This is a genomic window from Bacillus sp. FSL K6-6038 (assembly GCF_038050455.1).
GTDB classification, from domain to species: Bacteria; Bacillota; Bacilli; order Bacillales; family Bacillaceae_G; genus Bacillus_A; species Bacillus_A pseudomycoides.
In genome coordinates, this window is sequence record NZ_JBBOUH010000001.1 from 1762845 (window position 1) to 1779305 (window position 16461).

15 protein-coding genes and 1 riboswitch are annotated in these 16461 nt (G+C 34.5%); of the genes, 10 read left to right on the plus strand and 5 right to left on the minus strand.

The window, feature by feature from the left end; translation table 11 throughout:
* Window positions 1–356 precede the first annotated feature (356 nt).
* Complete coding sequence (locus NSQ40_RS09115; protein WP_003196625.1) at window positions 357–1121, plus strand: DUF2087 domain-containing protein; 765 nt, start codon at window positions 357–359, stop codon at window positions 1119–1121.
* A gap of 30 nt (window positions 1122–1151) precedes the next feature.
* Window positions 1152–2561 carry an MATE family efflux transporter gene (locus NSQ40_RS09120; protein WP_003196627.1) on the plus strand — a complete coding sequence of 470 codons (1410 nt, stop codon included), beginning with the start codon at window positions 1152–1154 and terminating at the stop codon, window positions 2559–2561.
* A gap of 73 nt (window positions 2562–2634) precedes the next feature.
* Here NSQ40_RS09120 and NSQ40_RS09125 read toward each other — a convergent pair whose 3' ends face one another.
* Window positions 2635–3333: a Type 1 glutamine amidotransferase-like domain-containing protein gene (locus NSQ40_RS09125; RefSeq protein WP_003196629.1), complete on the minus strand. Its 699-nt coding sequence runs from the start codon at window positions 3331–3333 to the stop codon at window positions 2635–2637.
* 169 nt (window positions 3334–3502) lie between these two features.
* On the opposite strand from NSQ40_RS09125, the gene NSQ40_RS09130 reads away from it, so the two are divergent.
* The 4 genes from NSQ40_RS09130 (at window position 3503) to NSQ40_RS09145 (ending at window position 9184) form a co-directional block, all read left to right on the plus strand.
* On the plus strand, window positions 3503–4057 hold the full coding sequence (locus tag NSQ40_RS09130; protein WP_018766734.1) for a TlpA family protein disulfide reductase: 555 nt from the start codon (window positions 3503–3505) through the stop codon (window positions 4055–4057).
* Between the two features lie 234 nt (window positions 4058–4291).
* A riboswitch (cyclic di-AMP (ydaO/yuaA leader) is annotated at window positions 4292–4433 on the plus strand.
* A 109-nt stretch (window positions 4434–4542) separates the two neighbouring features.
* Window positions 4543–6210, plus strand: a complete 1668-nt coding sequence (gene kdpA, locus NSQ40_RS09135; protein WP_033796032.1) for a potassium-transporting ATPase subunit KdpA — start codon at window positions 4543–4545, stop codon at window positions 6208–6210.
* Between the two features lie 179 nt (window positions 6211–6389).
* A complete protein-coding gene (locus NSQ40_RS09140) occupies window positions 6390–7745 on the plus strand; it encodes a D-serine ammonia-lyase (protein ID WP_003196645.1) in 1356 nt (451 codons plus the stop codon).
* 191 nt (window positions 7746–7936) lie between these two features.
* Complete coding sequence (locus NSQ40_RS09145) at window positions 7937–9184, plus strand: DUF445 domain-containing protein (RefSeq protein WP_003196647.1); 1248 nt, start codon at window positions 7937–7939, stop codon at window positions 9182–9184.
* 86 nt (window positions 9185–9270) lie between these two features.
* Here the strand turns inward: NSQ40_RS09145 and NSQ40_RS09150 are convergent, their stop codons facing one another.
* The 4 genes from NSQ40_RS09150 to NSQ40_RS09165 are packed head-to-tail and all read right to left on the minus strand — an operon-like array spanning window position 9271 to window position 12281.
* On the minus strand, window positions 9271–10227 hold the full coding sequence (locus tag NSQ40_RS09150) for a LiaF transmembrane domain-containing protein (protein ID WP_018766732.1): 957 nt from the start codon (window positions 10225–10227) through the stop codon (window positions 9271–9273).
* Complete coding sequence (locus NSQ40_RS09155) at window positions 10224–11294, minus strand: hypothetical protein (protein WP_341286097.1); 1071 nt, start codon at window positions 11292–11294, stop codon at window positions 10224–10226. Before NSQ40_RS09155 ends, NSQ40_RS09150 begins: the two co-directional genes overlap by 4 nt.
* Window positions 11287–11739, minus strand: a complete 453-nt coding sequence (locus NSQ40_RS09160) for a hypothetical protein (RefSeq protein WP_033797407.1) — start codon at window positions 11737–11739, stop codon at window positions 11287–11289. Before NSQ40_RS09160 ends, NSQ40_RS09155 begins: the two co-directional genes overlap by 8 nt.
* Complete coding sequence (locus tag NSQ40_RS09165) at window positions 11736–12281, minus strand: RNA polymerase sigma factor (RefSeq protein ID WP_255258779.1); 546 nt, start codon at window positions 12279–12281, stop codon at window positions 11736–11738. Before NSQ40_RS09165 ends, NSQ40_RS09160 begins: the two co-directional genes overlap by 4 nt.
* Before the next feature lie 218 nt (window positions 12282–12499).
* Between NSQ40_RS09165 and NSQ40_RS09170 the strand changes: the two genes are divergently transcribed.
* The 4 genes from NSQ40_RS09170 (at window position 12500) to NSQ40_RS09185 (ending at window position 16461) form a co-directional block, all read left to right on the plus strand.
* Entirely contained in the window at window positions 12500–13138 is a 639-nt protein-coding gene (locus tag NSQ40_RS09170) for a response regulator transcription factor (RefSeq protein WP_026008651.1), read from the plus strand.
* A gap of 4 nt (window positions 13139–13142) precedes the next feature.
* Window positions 13143–14246 carry a sensor histidine kinase gene (locus tag NSQ40_RS09175; RefSeq protein ID WP_033797406.1) on the plus strand — a complete coding sequence of 368 codons (1104 nt, stop codon included), beginning with the start codon at window positions 13143–13145 and terminating at the stop codon, window positions 14244–14246.
* A 133-nt stretch (window positions 14247–14379) separates the two neighbouring features.
* Window positions 14380–15318, plus strand: coding sequence for an ABC transporter ATP-binding protein (locus NSQ40_RS09180; protein WP_018766726.1), 939 nt, complete (start codon window positions 14380–14382; stop codon window positions 15316–15318).
* A 33-nt stretch (window positions 15319–15351) separates the two neighbouring features.
* Window positions 15352–16461 (plus strand): ABC transporter permease, encoded by a 1110-nt coding sequence (locus NSQ40_RS09185; protein WP_033797405.1) that lies wholly within the window; start codon window positions 15352–15354, stop codon window positions 16459–16461.

Here is a 16461-nt window from a genome sequence, read left to right on the forward strand (position 1 = left end):
TCTTCTCGGTTAAAATGATAAAAAAGAAATCATAAAAGTAAGTAAGATCTTGATAGATGTTGTGGTGAAACAGTAATCTGTTGCTTTTGATCATGATATGGAAATGAACATGAAGCGTAAATAAGGCGATATAATCGGGCGTAAAAAAACAAAAATCTTTTCACGGATTTTTGTTTTTTTATTAATTATAAAATCCCTTTCATTTCACATTGTATACAAACGTTTTTAAATTTGTTTATAAAATAAGTAAACGTAATGTTGAAATGTTTGTGAAGTTCATGCTAATATGATAAAGAGGATAAACGATATCGTAATTTGTTTGGGTTTATAATAAACTTTTTGGAGGATTGTTTAGTATGGGTGATGTTTCAGAGAAGTTTTGGGATGCTTCAGTTGAAGAATTAAAAAAAGGATATGTATTTGAAGAGGATACAGAAGAATATATTTGCTTAGCTTGCGGAGAAACTTTTATAAAAGGTGTTATTTATCAAGATCATAATGTTTTATATGAAGCAGAGAAATTCGCACAGCTACATATTGAAAAGGAACATACATCTATGTTCGCATATTTATTAAGTCTGGATAAGAAGTTTACAGGTTTAACAGATTTACAAAAGAAAATGGTGCAGTTTTTTTATATGGGTTTAAATGATAAAGAAATTGTGAAAGAGATGGATGGAGGCAGTACATCGACAATTCGTAATCATCGATTTACATTACGGGAGAAGATGAAACAGGCTAAGGTGTTTTTAACGCTGATGGAATTGTCAGAAGAAAAATCAAAAGTGCAGTCTAAATTTTTACCGATTCACCGCACAGCTACAATGGTGGATGACAGATATAACATTACGGAAGAAGAGAATGATGAAGTGTTGAAATTGCATTTTACCGAAGGATTAAATGGGCCGCTTGTTAAATTTCCGAAGAAACAAAAGCGTAAACTTATCATATTGAGACATTTAGTGAAAAAGTTTGATAGTAGTGAGAAGTATACAGAAAAAGAAGTGAATCAAATTTTAGAAAGTGTGTATCCGGATTTTGTAACCTTGAGAAGGTATTTAATTGAATATGGTTTTCTAGATCGAACAGCTGATGGAAGTAAATATTGGGTTAAGTTATAAGAAAAAGACAAAAGAAAGGAGAAATGAATTTTGAAATCACCTACAGATAACACCCAAGAAGGTGTAGAATCACAAAATCACGAGAAGGAAAAGAAACCGATATGGAAATCAATGTCCATGTTCTTAGTTCCTTTACTTTTAAGTAATGTATTACAATCAGTTGGACAATTGTTTGGGATGGTAGTGGTAGGACGATGGCTCGGTGTGAATGATTTAGCGGCCATTTCTGCATTCTTTCCATTGTTCTTTCTACTTGTTTCATTTGTAATTGGAATTGGCTCTGGTAGTTCAATTTTGATTGGGCAAGCGTTTGGTGCTCGTAATGAAGATCGTTTAAAAGCAATCGTTGGTACAACATTGACCTTTACATTTGTTATTGGAGTCATTTTAGCGATAGTTGGAAGTATATTCGCAATGGACATTATGCGTCTTATGGGTACACCAGAAAACATTATTGATATGAGTGTTCACTATGCACGTATCTTATTTATTTCAATGCCGGTCTTATTCTTATATTTTGCATATACAACATTTATGCGAGGTACAGGAGATTCCAAAACGCCATTTTACTTTTTAATTGTTAGTACAGTATTGAACATGATATTGTTGCCTGTTCTTATTTTTGGTTGGTTAGGGTTGCCGGAACTTGATGTTTATGGAGCAGCTTATGCTTCTGTTATATCAACGATTATAACATTTGTTGTAATGCTTATTTATTTAAAGAAGAAAAATCATCCATTGCAATTGGATGGGGCAGTACGAAAATATCTTCGGATGGATTGGGAATTATTAAAGTTATTACTACGTCTTGGTATTCCAGCAAGTATTAATATGATATTAGTTTCGTTATCTGAGATTGCAGTCATTGCATTTGTAAATCGCTTCGGTTCTGATGCGACCGCAGCCTATGGAGTCGTGAACCAAGTGGCAAGTTATGTACAAATGCCAGCAGTGAGTCTTGGAATTACAGTATCCATTTTTGCTGCACAATCCATTGGTGCGAATCAATTCGATCGATTACAGAAAGTTGTTCGGGCAGGTATTGTGATGAATTATATCATCGGCGGGGTATTAATTGCTCTTATTTATTTGTTCTCAAGAGAAATTTTATCGTTGTTCTTAACAAGTCCAAATACAATCGAAATTGCTCATAGTTTAGTGATGATTACATTATGGAGTTATTTAATTTTCGGTCATGCGCAAATTATTGGTGCGACAATGCGGGCAAGTGGAACCGTACTATGGCCGACTATTATCAGTGTTGTATCAATTTGGCTTGTAGAAGTTCCTGTTGCTTATTACCTTTCGTATCATACAAGTCTTGGTATAAAGGGTATATGGATTGGATATCCAGCAGCATTTATTGTGAGTTTACTTTTACAATATGGGTATTATAAACTTTCATGGCAGAAGAAACGGATTACGCGACTTGTTAGTTAGATTGAAAGTAAATAAAAATGTCCCTAAGCTTGAAAGCTTAGGGACATTTTTATTTTGTATGAGTACAAAGAACTCATAAATAACTTTTCAAAGTTACATCAAAATGGTGTCTTATGAGTTTTCCATCATTCATATAGAATTCCCAAGCTTTCTCTGGATCTCCGATAATCTCAAAGGAATTTTCTGTTATATATAAAGCACAATTATCCTCTAAAGCAATTCCATCTATATCACATGCATGATTTTGTAAGAATAAATGGAAAGCAGTTGCTCTATCTGGCTGATTGTAATGGGGACAGAAGTGTTTGTTTACCATATTCCAGCCATCGCTTTCTATATAGCCATCTCCTTTATAATTAGAACGGAAGCCGGTTGTAAACCAGCACATAGCACCAGAGCTATATCCTGCAATGAATGTTCCATTGTGTAGGGCTGCTATTAACTTTTCATCTATTTTGTTTTCTTTCCACTTTTCAAGCATATTGATATAATTTCCTCCGCCTAGATAGATGAAATCAGCAAAATGAATCATTTCACTTATTGTATCTTCGCTATAGCTTTCTTTTATGCAACATAGAATGTGAACATCACACCCTAACTGCTTTTCAAATGTTTCTCTAAATTCTTTTATATAACCTTCATCATCATTGCTTGCTGTTGGGATAAACAATACTCTTGGAGATTGTTTCCCAGTTAGTTCTATAAGTCGTTGATTTATATGGAAATGATCTGTCTGTTCGAGATAACCTCCGCCAATTACAGCTAACTTCATAATGAAGCACCACCTAATAGATTTTTATTATTGATAAAATTTCGCTACAGGAGAGTGGCTTTCCTTCTGCAACAAAAGATGAAAAGTAAAAAGTATGAATGAATAAAGGAAAGGTGTGTGATATACCGAAGTTAAATAAAAAGTGAACTCGATAATAGGAGGAAAAATAGTGAAAAAATTAATTGTAATTATACTAGCTGGAGCACTTATTTGGGCTGGAGTTAACTTTTATAATTCCAAGCAAGAAGAAAAAGAACGGAAAGCAAAACAAGCAGCACTGCAAGAGAAAGAAGTATTACCTCAAGTAGGATTTAAGGCGCCGAAAATCACACTAAAAGGATTAGACGGAAAGCTTTATTCATTAAATGATGCAAAAGGAAAACCGTATGTTATCAACTTCTGGGCGTCATGGTGTGGACCATGTGAAATGGAAGCGCCGGACTTAGTTCGTCTTTACGATAAATATAAAGGTGAAATCGAAATTTTTGCGGTGAATGCAACGATTGGAGATGCAGTACAAGAAGCAAAGGCGTTTGCAGATCGTTTTGGATTTAAGTTCCCAGTTTTATTAGATATGGATGGGGTGGCGGGACTTGATTATAAAATTGTTTCACTGCCAACAACGTTTTTTGTTGATAAAGATGGGATTATTGTAGATCAAGCGCGTGGAGTATTACCTCCGGATCAGTTGGAAAAGAAATTCAAACAATTAATTGAGAAGTAAGAGGGGGATAAAGGTTACAAAGCTTCTCATAGGGATAGGAAATGGAAGTGGGGGATTTCCAATGATATCATTTTTCACTATTTCATGTGCTACTATACTTATATTAGCATTATTCATATGTATTGGGAATTTATTGTGTGAAGATTCCCTCTTTTTTGTTTTCTCTCTCTTTACAACTATCATTTAGAGGAGTATATTAACAATCAGAATAGCTCAATGTAGATTTTACAGCCAAATAATAAATCGCTTAATCCACTTCAGGAGCGGGGGAACCAAATTTGTGCATTGTCACTAGGGGTGAATCCTTTTATAGGTAGGGCTACTCTCAAGGCCCGAATCCGACAGCTAACCTCGTCAGCGTTTTGAGAGGGGGGCTTGTGTGTGTAAAAAACACTAGGTGCAACCTGGTGTTTTCTTTTTATTCTCTTAATGGTAAAATATAACATTTGTTTTTGGGTGTAATGGAAACAGAGAGGGGAAAGAGGATGAACTGGCTTACAAGTCTAATTACAATTGGCCTATTCGTAATTGTTGCAAAACCGATGGGAGACTATATATACAATGCTTTTCAGCGTAAGGAACCATTTCAAAAGGTATTTGGTCCACTGGAAAACATCTTATTTAAAGTTGCTGGGATTAAAGGGCATAGTCAGACTTGGAAACAATATATGTTTTGCTTAATGAGTACAAATTTTTTCTGTATCTTGGTTGTATATTCGATATTTCGATTACAAGGGATTCTTCCATTAAACCCGAATCACTTTTTAGGATTAGAACCAACATTAGCATTTCATACAGCAATTACATTTATGACGAATGCGAATTTACAACACTATGGGGGAGAAAGTAGTTTATCATATTTCTCTCAAATGGTAGGTGTGACATTTATGATGTTTGCGGCACCTGCAACTTCATTGTCAATTGGTATTACGTTTATTCGTGTACTAGCGGGGAAAAGAATAGGAAACTTCTTTGTTGATTTTGTACAAGCAATTACAAGAGTATTATTGCCAATTTCATTTGTGGCATCATTGATATTTGTGGTTTTAGGGACACCGCAAACACTGGATCCAACAATTGTTGTGAAAACGTTGGAAGGAACGGCACAAGAAATTCCTCGTGGACCGGTAGCGTCTTTGCTTTCTATTAAAGAACTTGGTGACAATGGAGGAGGTTTTTTTGGAACAGTTTCTGCGCATCCTTTTGAAAATCCCAATATGATAAGTAACGTGCTACAAATGATGTTACAAATGTTAATTCCGATGGCTTTTCCATTTGTATACGGAAGAATGGTTGGCAATCGGAAACAAGGTAGAATGTTTTTTATATCAATGTTCATTCTTTTGATTATCGGATTTTGTACGCTTGCTATATCTGAATTGAAGGGGAATCCATTGTTAAATCAATTAGGGATAGAAAGTTCACAAGGAAATATGGAAGGGAAAGAAACTCGTCTTGGCGTCATCTCTTCTGCTTTATATGCAACTGTTACAAGTGCCTCTGGAACAGGTGGTGTTAATACAACACACGACACATTAACACCGATTGGTGGAATGGTTCCACTTATAAACATGCTTTTAGGTACCGTGTTTGGAGGGATCGGACTTGGGTTTATGAATGTCGTCATGTATGCAATGATTGCTGTGTTTCTAGCCGGATTAATGGTGGGACGTACACCGGAGTTTCTTAACAAAAAAATAGAAGGAAAAGAAATGAAGTTAATAGCAGTCACGATTGTGTCTCAGCCATTACTTATTCTTGGAACTGCAGCGATTGCATTTTCTACGAATCTAGGAACAGATGCAATTTCTAATCCGGGTTTTCATGGTTTAACGCAAATTATATATGAATACACGTCATCTGCTGTTAACAACGGATCCGGATTTGAAGGATTAAGGGATAACACGCCTTTTTGGAATCTTTCAACGGGAATTGTTATGTATATTGGTAGATATTTAGGTGTGATTACAATGCTTGCCGTCGCAGTTGGACTCAAAAGGAAAAAGGTTGTACTTGAGACTAGAGGAACCTTTCAAACAGATAATCGGCTATTTGGAGGAATTCTACTTGGGACTATCTTTTTAATAGGTGCCTTAACATTTCTGCCGGTACTTATACTAGGACCGGTTGCTGAATTTCTTACAATATCATAGTGAAACTTTAATTTGTTTAGGCTTTTACTAATGCATTCTCTTTAACAAAGTGTTAAATTTAATTTAATTAAAGTAAATAAAATTAACATAAAAATGATTATATGTTAAACTGTATTAAAATTAATTTAATGTAATTTTATTGCGCAAATTGCTACAAGAAAATTAGGAGGATTAGATAAATGAAGGAGATTGAAAGCAAAGATATACAAAAATGGAAAGGCCAATATCCTTTACTAAGCAGGCTCATTTCGATGGAAGAAGTATTTTGGATTAATCCCAATATCGAAAAATTTCAAACGGGAATTAAAAAATCCCCCCTCACTCAAGAAGATGTAAGGGATGCAGAGGAAAGGTTGAAACGTTTTGCTCCATATATTGCTAAGGTTTTTCCAGAAACAAAAGGAATGAACGGTATCATAGAATCACCTTTAGTGAGAGTTCCTTCCATGAAACAATCCTTAGAACAGGATTATCAACAACCTATATTAGGTGAATTATTGTTAAAGTGTGATAGTCATCTTCCTATATCAGGATCTATTAAAGCAAGAGGGGGAATTTATGAAATTCTCAAACATGCAGAGGAATTAGCTTTTCAACATCAAATGTTAACGATACAAGATGATTATTCGATTTTAGATAGTGATAAGTTTCGAAGTTTCTTCTCGCAATATTCAATTGCAGTAGGCTCGACTGGAAATTTAGGTCTTAGTATAGGTATTATGAGTGCTAAGTTAGGTTTTAATGTGACTGTTCATATGTCAGCCGATGCAAAAGAGTGGAAAAAAGATTTGTTAAGAAGTAAAAATGTGACAGTGATTGAATACGAAGCTGATTATAGTAAAGCGGTAGAAGAAGGGCGACTGCAAGCAAATGCAGACCCTAGTTGCTATTTTGTTGATGATGAAAACTCCCATGATTTGTTTTTAGGATATGCGGTAGCGGCATCTCGTTTGCAAAAACAATTAGAAGAGTTAGAGATAACAGTAAATGATGAACATCCTTTATTTGTTTACCTTCCGTGCGGAGTAGGTGGTGGGCCTGGAGGAGTAGCATTTGGCTTAAAGTTATTGTATAAAGACAATGCCCATTGTTTCTTTGCAGAACCTACCCACTCTCCATGTATGTTACTTGGTTTAATGACTGGACTTCATGATAAAATTTCTGTACAAGATATTGGCATTGATAATGTCACAGACGCGGACGGACTTGCTGTAGGAAGACCATCTGGATTTGTGGGTAAAACTATGGAACCTTTTTTAAGTGGTAGTTATACAGTTAACGATGAACAGTTGTATAAGTTACTTAAGAAATTAGTCGATACAGAGGGGCTCCATTTAGAACCTTCTGCACTAGCAGGGATGATAGGACCAATGAAATTATGTAAAGAGGGAACCGATTATTTATTGAAGCATAATGTAACAGAAAAAGTGAGGAAGGGTACACATATTATTTGGGGGACTGGTGGAAGTATGGTTCCTGAAGAAGTGAGGAAGCAATATTATCAAAAAGGCTTGAATTTAGCGATAGAGAACTAGAAGTAATTTAACACGAGGGTAGTTTAACCCCCGTGTTTTTTTATTCGAATTTTTTTGTTATTTTTAACGTGGTTCATTATAGTATAGATATAGGCTTTTTTTGAAAGTAAGGACTTGACGATATAAGCTTAATAAATTCGTTATACAATAGAAAGCTTCATTTTACATAAATAAGAGGATGTGTATATACAATGTCACTACAGTCAAAATATTTAGCGGGTATTTCACTTGGGGTAATGGGAGTAGGGTTTGCGGCGACTATTCCATTTCAGGAATCGATGATAGGAACAATTGTACAAGGTGGATTTGAAGCAGGATTAGTAGGGGGGCTTGCTGATTGGTTTGCAGTCACGGCACTATTCCGTCATCCAATGGGAATTCCAATTCCGCATACAGCCCTACTTCCAAAAAATCGTAAACGGATTACGAAAGGCCTCGTTTCCACACTGGAGAATGATTGGCTGACAAAAGAAAGCATAACAAATAAAGTGAAGGAAATGAAGTTAGCACAAATGGTGCTACAGATTGCAGAAAGAGAGCTGCAATCTGATGCTGTGAAAAAAGGGATTGTTACAATTGCTGAAAAAGCGATTCTTCAAATTGATATCGAAAAGTTAGCTATTGTAATTGAAAAAGAATTAAAAACATATTTACATACGATTAATACAGGAAATATACTGCAAGTCCTTATTGATCAATTGGTTGTACAAGAATATGATGAAAAAACACTTGATTACATGTTAGTTAAAGCGAAAGAGTGGACGGCTCAAGATGAAGCCCGTTATCAACTTGGAAGTTTAGGCATGAAAGCGATGGAAAATATAAAAGTGGATGGATTCTTGCAATTTACTCTAAAATCTTTCATGAATATTGTAGATGAAGAAAAAATCGGAAGCATATTGCAGAAGTTCGTGATTAGTAATATTAGTAGTTTACAAAATCCTGATAATACCACAAGACAACTTATATTAGTGAAAGTTCGTCAAGAACTTATTAATGTGAAGGAAAATGAAGCGGTATTACAGGAATTAGAGAATTGGAAAGAAAGTTGGATCGCAAATTGGAATGCGGCTGACAAGATAAAAGAATTGTTAGGACAAGCGCAGGTAAGAGCAGTCGCTTTTATTAAAAAAGAAGAGTTTGCAGATCAATATCTTCTTCCATTTTTAACGAAGCAAATGAACAAAGTGAAAGAAGATCCAGTAACAGTTCAAAAAATAGAAGGCTGGTTGCAAAAGCAAATTGTAAATCTTGTTGAAAATAATCATTCCAAGATTGGAAAGCTTGTACAAGAAAACCTTGATAAGTTAGACGATCAAACATTGATTGAAATGATTGAAAATAACGTCGGCAAAGATTTGCAATGGATTCGTGTGAATGGTGCTGTTTGCGGGTTTATGATTGGGTTAGTTTTGGAAGGGATTAAAGCACTTATATAGAAAAAAACCTTCCTCATGATATGAAATGCATGTGGAAGGTTTTTAGTATCCGAAGAAGTTTCCTTCCTCAATTATATGCTAGCGTTTCATTCTTCAAGAAGGCTTATGTTTGTATTATAAGCTTTTTGAATGTTTAGCTGATGTGTTCCGTTTCCGAGCTTTAGTGTGTTTTTATACCATTGTTCTTGCTGATTTGAATCTGGATTTTCTTTTGAAGAATTATTCACCTTTTTCGTTAACTCTTCTACATGTTCCCAAGGTGTATTCCCATGAGAATCTTTTTGATTTGTTACTGCTGATAGTGTTATGTCGCTATCTTTTACAAGATGAACAGACACGTTTGATCTTTCTTGTACAGACCAATTGCTTTGTAATTGGCCTGGGTAAAGAGAGAGTTCTCTTTCAGAACCGCGAATTTCCACATTTTTATTCTGCGGGAGGACAAGTGTTGCTGTCATTCTTGACTGTGAAGCAAAGAATTTATGGTGAACAGGTAATGGTTTTAATGTCACATACATTGTTTCACCAACTGTGTGAATGGCAATGAAATCTTCCTGTTTTAGTTTGTTCTTTTCATTTGCTTTCATAGTCATTTCATATGTTCCTAATAAATGCACTTTATTAATGTTACTACCTTCTATTGTAAGAGGAGTATTACTCGTATCAACTACAATCTTTTTAATAGAATCAGGGATGTCATGTTGCACTTCTGGGATGTTATTCGTTTGCTCAGTTGTTCCAATGGAATAACGAATCTCCTCTAGTAATCCAGTGGATAATAAGAAATAGAATGAAATTCCAACGGTCCCTAATGCGCCGATAAAGAAAATACTAAATATATCATATTTAATAATAGGCTGCTCTTTTTTAGAGAATGTAACGTATAGTAAAATCTCGATGCCAAGCACAATGAAAAGAATAGGCCACCATGCTGTGAAGTTATCAAATACTTGTATACCTTTTATAGTTGAAAATAATAAGAAACAACCTAATGTGATAATTGAAATCCCCATAGATATCGTTCCTACACGCCATGTTCTCATTCTTTAGCACCGCCTTTTTCTTCTTTATTCCCTAGTAATAATTTAAAGCCACCACCAATTAAAAGGAGGGCAACGATAGATGTTTGGAAATAGCGATAATATAATTCACTAATATGAATATTGAATATAGTAGCGAAATAATCGTCAAAAATAGGGAGGAGTGTTTGATCTAGTAAATAATAGCATCCTAACCCGATGAGTCCGATACCAAGCCATTTTTGATGATTAATAAAATAATCGATAATAGGTGTGTCTTGTAAATCTTCTTTTCCGTATTTGGATGTTTGCTGTAATGTATCGAAAAAGCTATAAAACCAAATGATAGGTACTAAAAATAAGAAGGCGGAAAGTCTTAATAAATCAAGCATATAAATGGCAAGTAAAAAGGCTGCCATTAGTTGAAGACCACGGCGCTGTAAGCCTAAATACATATGACCCGCTCCAGGGAACATCGCTAAAATAGAAGCGAATGTTTTACTTTTCCTTCCTTGTTCTCGGTGCTCCTCAAAATCTTCGAAAATAGTACGATCGACTAATATTTCCCAACGTTCTTTTTTCTGCAGCTGCTGGACGACATCGAAGAAATTATAAATCCATAGAACAGGTAACGTAGCGAGAAAGATAAGAAAGCTTTCACGAGATGTTAATAGTGTAACGAATATAATCATGCTACCTAGTCCTGTAAAAGCGACTAAAAATGTAAGTCCACGCTGCATAAGTCCTAATTGGAAATGCCCAAGTCCAGGGATGATGGATAAGAGAATGATATAAAATCGTTCACTTTCACGTGCTGCTTCTTGCGTTAGGTCTTTCTCTTTTTTCCATGACTGATTCACTATAGAAATAATTAAGTCTAGTATATTTATTCCCCATACAAGTGCTAATAAAAATAGGATAAGGAAAGTAATCCCGTGATTTCCGAAGTTAATAGTAAAGCCTATCGCAGCGAGAAATAATAATAATGAACTACCACCATATATAATAAAACGACCAATTCGCTTTAAATATAAATGTCCAAGCCCAGGAATCAACCCTAGAACTAGCGCTAAAAATGGGTTTTTATTCATGTTTTGAACCTCCGTTCGTTTTTGAAGTGTGTATAGTTTTGTTTAAAATTTGTTTTGAAATCGAAATCCCACTTTGTTTGGAAGATTGTTCAAAACTAGAAGTCACTGTGAAAATATAATGGAATAAACCGCTTGCCATAAAAATTAAAGTAGCTGCAGTTGCAATTATGTAGTGAATGAGCGTACTTTTTATTTGTCTTGGTTGCTTCTTACTCATTTTTTCTTCAGACTTAAGTTTTTCGAATTTGATTTGCTTCATAACCTCATTTGTAAATGAATCATCATTTATGATTGGAAGGTTTTCATTTTGTTCATCAATGATTTCCATATAAAGTGCTAAACAATGATCACATTCATAAAGATGTTGTTCCATAGATTCACGTTCGTTATGTGATAGAAGATCTAAAGTGTAATTGCACCAAGCTTCTTTTGAAAAATGCGTCATAAAAAATCTTCCTCCTTCCAATGTTTTTTGATCCATTTTCTTGCTCTATAAAGCTTCATTTCGACTGTTTTGACTTCAGCATTTTGTTGAGCAGCAATTTCTTGATAACTTTTTTCTTCTAAGTAATGTGCGAGAACGACATCACGATAATTCTCTGGAAGTTCTCTTAGTTTTTGAGCAATCAGCAATTTTTGCTCTTTCCTCAGTAACGATGCCTCAATATTATGAGAAGATTTTATATCTTCCTGAGTTTCGTTTGATAAGGAGAGCTCTACTTTTTCCCTTTCTTTCTTTCTCTTATAATCAATGGCATGATTTGTAGCAATCCGTGCCATCCACGTTTTTAATCCGCGGAATTGATAGTTAGGGAGAGAGGCGTGAATCTTTACGAATACTTCTTGTGTGATATCTTGTGCATCTTCCTCATGTCTTAAAATAGCAAAAATAACTTGGAAAATATAATGACGATATGTTTGTACAAGGATACGAAAAGCATGTTCACTTCCTTGTTGTGCTTTTTCAATTAATTGTTTTTCCTCAATGGTTCTCTCCCTCCTTTTTGACGCATTCTATTATATAGACGTAAGAAATGGGAAGTCCCCCTACACATGATGTAAAAAAAGAATAATATATTTTAAGAGAAGAGGCTACTTCAAAAGGTGTGAAAAAATGTTATAGAGAAGTATATAATGAGAAATAGGGAAATGTTACATGGAGAAAGGATGTGAATGTTAGTAGAGGAACTCCTATACTAACAAACATGAAAATAAAAGTATTGATAGCCGATGATAACTCTTTTATTAGAGAAGGCATGAAAATTATTTTAAGTACATACGAAGAATTCGAAGTGCTAGAAACAGTAAATGATGGGCAAGAGGCTCTAGATTATTGCAAAAAACATGATGTAGATATTGCACTTTTAGATGTTCGAATGCCAAATATGAATGGTGTAGAGGCGACGAAGCTAATTTGTGAGGAGACAAAAACAAAGCCGCTTATTTTAACGACATTTGATGATGATGAGTATATTTTGGAGGCAGTAAAAAACGGAGCGAAAGGTTATTTGTTAAAAAATAACGACCCGGAGCGCATTCGTGATGCGATAAAAGGAGTATATAACGGGCAAACTGTTATGCAAGACGTAGTGCTTGATAAAATTAAGTGTAACTTACTGGAAAATAAAGAAGAGGAGTCGAAAATAGATAAGACTCTTTTTACAGAGAGGGAACTTAGTATTATTGCATTAATTGCAAAAGGTTTCTCTAATAAAGAAATTTCAAAACAGCTTTTTATATCAGAAGGAACAATTGCAAATTATATTACGTCTATTTTAGGGAAAACGAGTCTTGAACATCGTACGCAAATTGCGATTTATTATTTAACAGGGAAAGTAGACTGATTTTATGGAGTTTTGGTTCATTGTAAGTAAATTAATTGTCTTCTTATATATAGTGTTCAGTTATATTCACTCAAATGTTACGAACTTACCGTGGGTTATATTTACTTTGCTTTCGTACCTTTGTGTAAACGTGACAATTTCTATTTTAAAAAAAGATGCGTATAAAAAAAGATTAATTGGACTATCAATCGGTATTATCGCTTTGTTTACATGGAGGATTCATCCGTTTTTTATTTTGTTTTTACCTTTGAACTTATACGAAATTGTATCTTATTACATAGAAAAGAAATGGCAGATCTTTTTCATTATGATTCTCCCTATCGTTTTTGCGGATGAAAGTGTTCAAATGACATATGGACTCATTACTGCATTTTGTTTTCTTGTTTTAACGATGGCAGACCGTTACATAGTACGATTACTAAAGCTTGAAAAGCAAAATGATAAGATGCGAAAAGATATGCAGCGGCTCACAAAAAGTTTACATGAAAATAAAGAATACATAAGGCAATCAGAATACACATTTAAATTAGAAGAACGAAATCGATTATCACAAGAAATTCATGATAAAATTGGTCACTCCATGACAGGTGCACTTATTCAAATGGAAGCAGCAAAGAGATTGATGGAAATAGATAAAGACAAAGCTACGGAGTTACTACAAAATGCGATTCATATTTCTAAAGATGGGATTGAAAATATTAGAATTACCCTTAAAAATATGAAACCACCAACTGAACAAATTGGAATTCATCGTATGAAATTATTCATAGATGAGTTTGCGAGCAAGCATGATATAAAAATTCCGTTTGTGTATAAAGGGAATTTGGATACAATTTCCCCTATCCAATGGAAAATCATTGGTGAAAATATTACGGAGGCGTTAACGAATGCGATGAAATATGCTGATGCGACAGTTATTTCAATAGATATTCATGTACTTAACAAGATGGTCAAGGTACAGGTGAAAGATAACGGAAAGGGTGTAGTCTTTGTTAAAAAAGGACTCGGTATTATTGGGATGGAGGAGAGAACAGCGTCTGTTAATGGGAAAATAATTGTAGATGGAACGAATGGCTTTTCGGTAACAATGTTGTTGCCGATTCAGTAAGACATGATTGAGATGAATGATCTCATATGAAAAAAGTGAATATTCTCATGTGAAAAGAATGAACTTCTGCACTGAGCAGGTTCATTCTTTTTGTTTATAATAACAGCAGAGAAACTGAAATAGGGGTGAAATGATGAACGCATTAGAAATAAAAAATTTAACAAAAAAATTTGGTGATTTCATCGCAGTAGATAATATGTCTTTAGCTATTAAAGAAGGAGAGATATTTGGATTTCTAGGATCAAACGGTGCTGGTAAAAGTACAACAATTAATATGATTGCTGGGTTGTTAAGAAGTAATGAAGGTGAGATTAGCATACTAGGAAAAAATACAAAGAAACATAATCGTTTTGCGAAAATGAACATTGGAATTGTACCGCAAGATATAGCAATTTATGAGGAGTTAACCACCTATGAAAATGTGAAATTCTTTGCGGGTTTGTATGGATTACGAGGTGCAGAATTAAAAGCGAGAGTAGAAGAAGCATTGCAGTTTGTAGGACTAAGTGATAAACATAAAAGTTATCCAAAGAACTTTTCGGGTGGGATGAAACGAAGACTTAACATTGCTTGTGCCATTGCGCATCATCCGAAGTTAATTATTATGGATGAGCCGACCGTTGGAATTGATCCGCAATCAAGAAACTACATTCTTCAGTCTGTACGAAAATTAAATGAGATGGGGAGCACAATTATTTATACAAGTCACTATATGGAAGAAGTAGAAGAAATTTGTACAAAAATTGCAATTGTAGATCACGGTAAAGTAATTGCAGAAGGTACGAAAGAACAATTAAAAGCGATTATTACAGATACAAAGGATATTTGGATTGAAGTGAAGTCAGTCGAAAATCTAGACGTAGCTAAATTAAAAGAGATTAATGGCGTCAAAGCTGTTCAAATCGAAGAGAACGTGATTAAAGTGCATTCTGATGCAGGGTTGAATAATTTAAACAAAATTATTCAACATTTTATTAATCATGATATTGAGATCCGTTCGTTAGAAGAACAAGCGCCTAACTTAGAAACAGTATTCCTTACACTGACAGGCAGAAACTTACGAGATAAATAAATTTTTATTAAGAGAAAAAGGGAGGTTCATCGATTGAACATCTTCAATATTGCGATTATGCACATCAAAAGAGACTTTCGGGATATTAGAACATTAGTTTTTATGTTGGCATTCCCAATTGTGCTTATGCTTGTATTAGGAACAGCTTTAACGAATGCATTTAATGGGGAAGGCCAGTCTATTAAAGATATACAAGTATTATATAAAGATGAAGCAAGTAGTACGTTCTCTCAATCATTTGAAGCATTTGCGAAAGAAACAAGTAAATCGGGAATTCACTTTAAAAAAGCCTCAAATGAAATAGATGGCAAAGAAGAAGTGAAACAAAATAAATATGCCGGATATTTAGAAATGAATAAAGACGGTGTGAAATTATATGAGAGTGATCGAAATAGTGTTGAAGGAAGTATCATTGAAGGGATGCTTACGACATTTGTTGATAAGTACAATGTAGCAGTAGAAGTTGCGAAAGTGGATCTTAGTAAGGTTAGCACAGTTATCTCAAATGGAAATCATGATGATTATATAAAAGAAACATCTTTACAAGCTGCTAAAAAACCAAGCTCTATGGATTACTATGCAATTGTAATGACGACAATGATTGCTTTATATGCAGCGATGGGAGCAAGTTATTTAATTCGTGGAGAGCGACTTAGAAAAACGGGTGATCGCTTAATTGCGGCACCTGTTAGTAAAGCAGAAATTTTTATCGGAAAAATATTGGGTAGTCTTGTAGCAAATACGCTTTGTCTACTTCTCGTCGTTTTCTTTAGTAAATTTGTCTATAAGGCGAATTGGGGTGACCATCTTGGAGTAATCTTTCTTATTTTATTAACGGAAGTCTTGCTTGCAATTAGCTTTGGATTAGGAATTGGATATATTACAAAAACAGGAGAAGCATCTAAAGCGATTATTATGGTTGTTGTGCAATTAGCTTCTATTTTTGGAGGAGCATATTTCGTAGTTGAAGAAAATGTAGTTACGAATTTATCACCATTAACATGGGCGAATACAGCGATTATGAAAATTGTTTATGCAAATGACATAGGAGCTGCATTACCCGTTATCTTTTTAAATCTTGGTATTTCAGCACTCTTTTTATTGCTTGCGATTATCGCATTACGCAGACGGGAGGGGTTATAG

Excerpts from the sequence above, each read along its gene's own strand:
- NSQ40_RS09115 (WP_003196625.1), top strand. The coding sequence starts at position 357 with ATGGGTGATGTTTCAGAGAAGTTTTGGGATGCTTCAGTTGAAGAATTA.
- NSQ40_RS09125 (WP_003196629.1), bottom strand. The coding sequence starts at position 3,333 with ATGAAGTTAGCTGTAATTGGCGGAGGTTATCTCGAACAGACAGATCAT.
- kdpA (WP_033796032.1), top strand. The coding sequence starts at position 4,543 with ATGAACTGGCTTACAAGTCTAATTACAATTGGCCTATTCGTAATTGTT.
- NSQ40_RS09140 (WP_003196645.1), top strand. The coding sequence starts at position 6,390 with ATGAAGGAGATTGAAAGCAAAGATATACAAAAATGGAAAGGCCAATAT.
- NSQ40_RS09145 (WP_003196647.1), top strand. The coding sequence starts at position 7,937 with ATGTCACTACAGTCAAAATATTTAGCGGGTATTTCACTTGGGGTAATG.
- NSQ40_RS09150 (WP_018766732.1), bottom strand. The coding sequence starts at position 10,227 with ATGAGAACATGGCGTGTAGGAACGATATCTATGGGGATTTCAATTATC.
- NSQ40_RS09155 (WP_341286097.1), bottom strand. The coding sequence starts at position 11,294 with ATGAATAAAAACCCATTTTTAGCGCTAGTTCTAGGGTTGATTCCTGGG.
- NSQ40_RS09160 (WP_033797407.1), bottom strand. The coding sequence starts at position 11,739 with ATGACGCATTTTTCAAAAGAAGCTTGGTGCAATTACACTTTAGATCTT.
- NSQ40_RS09170 (WP_026008651.1), top strand. The coding sequence starts at position 12,500 with ATGAAAATAAAAGTATTGATAGCCGATGATAACTCTTTTATTAGAGAA.
- NSQ40_RS09175 (WP_033797406.1), top strand. The coding sequence starts at position 13,143 with ATGGAGTTTTGGTTCATTGTAAGTAAATTAATTGTCTTCTTATATATA.
- NSQ40_RS09180 (WP_018766726.1), top strand. The coding sequence starts at position 14,380 with ATGAACGCATTAGAAATAAAAAATTTAACAAAAAAATTTGGTGATTTC.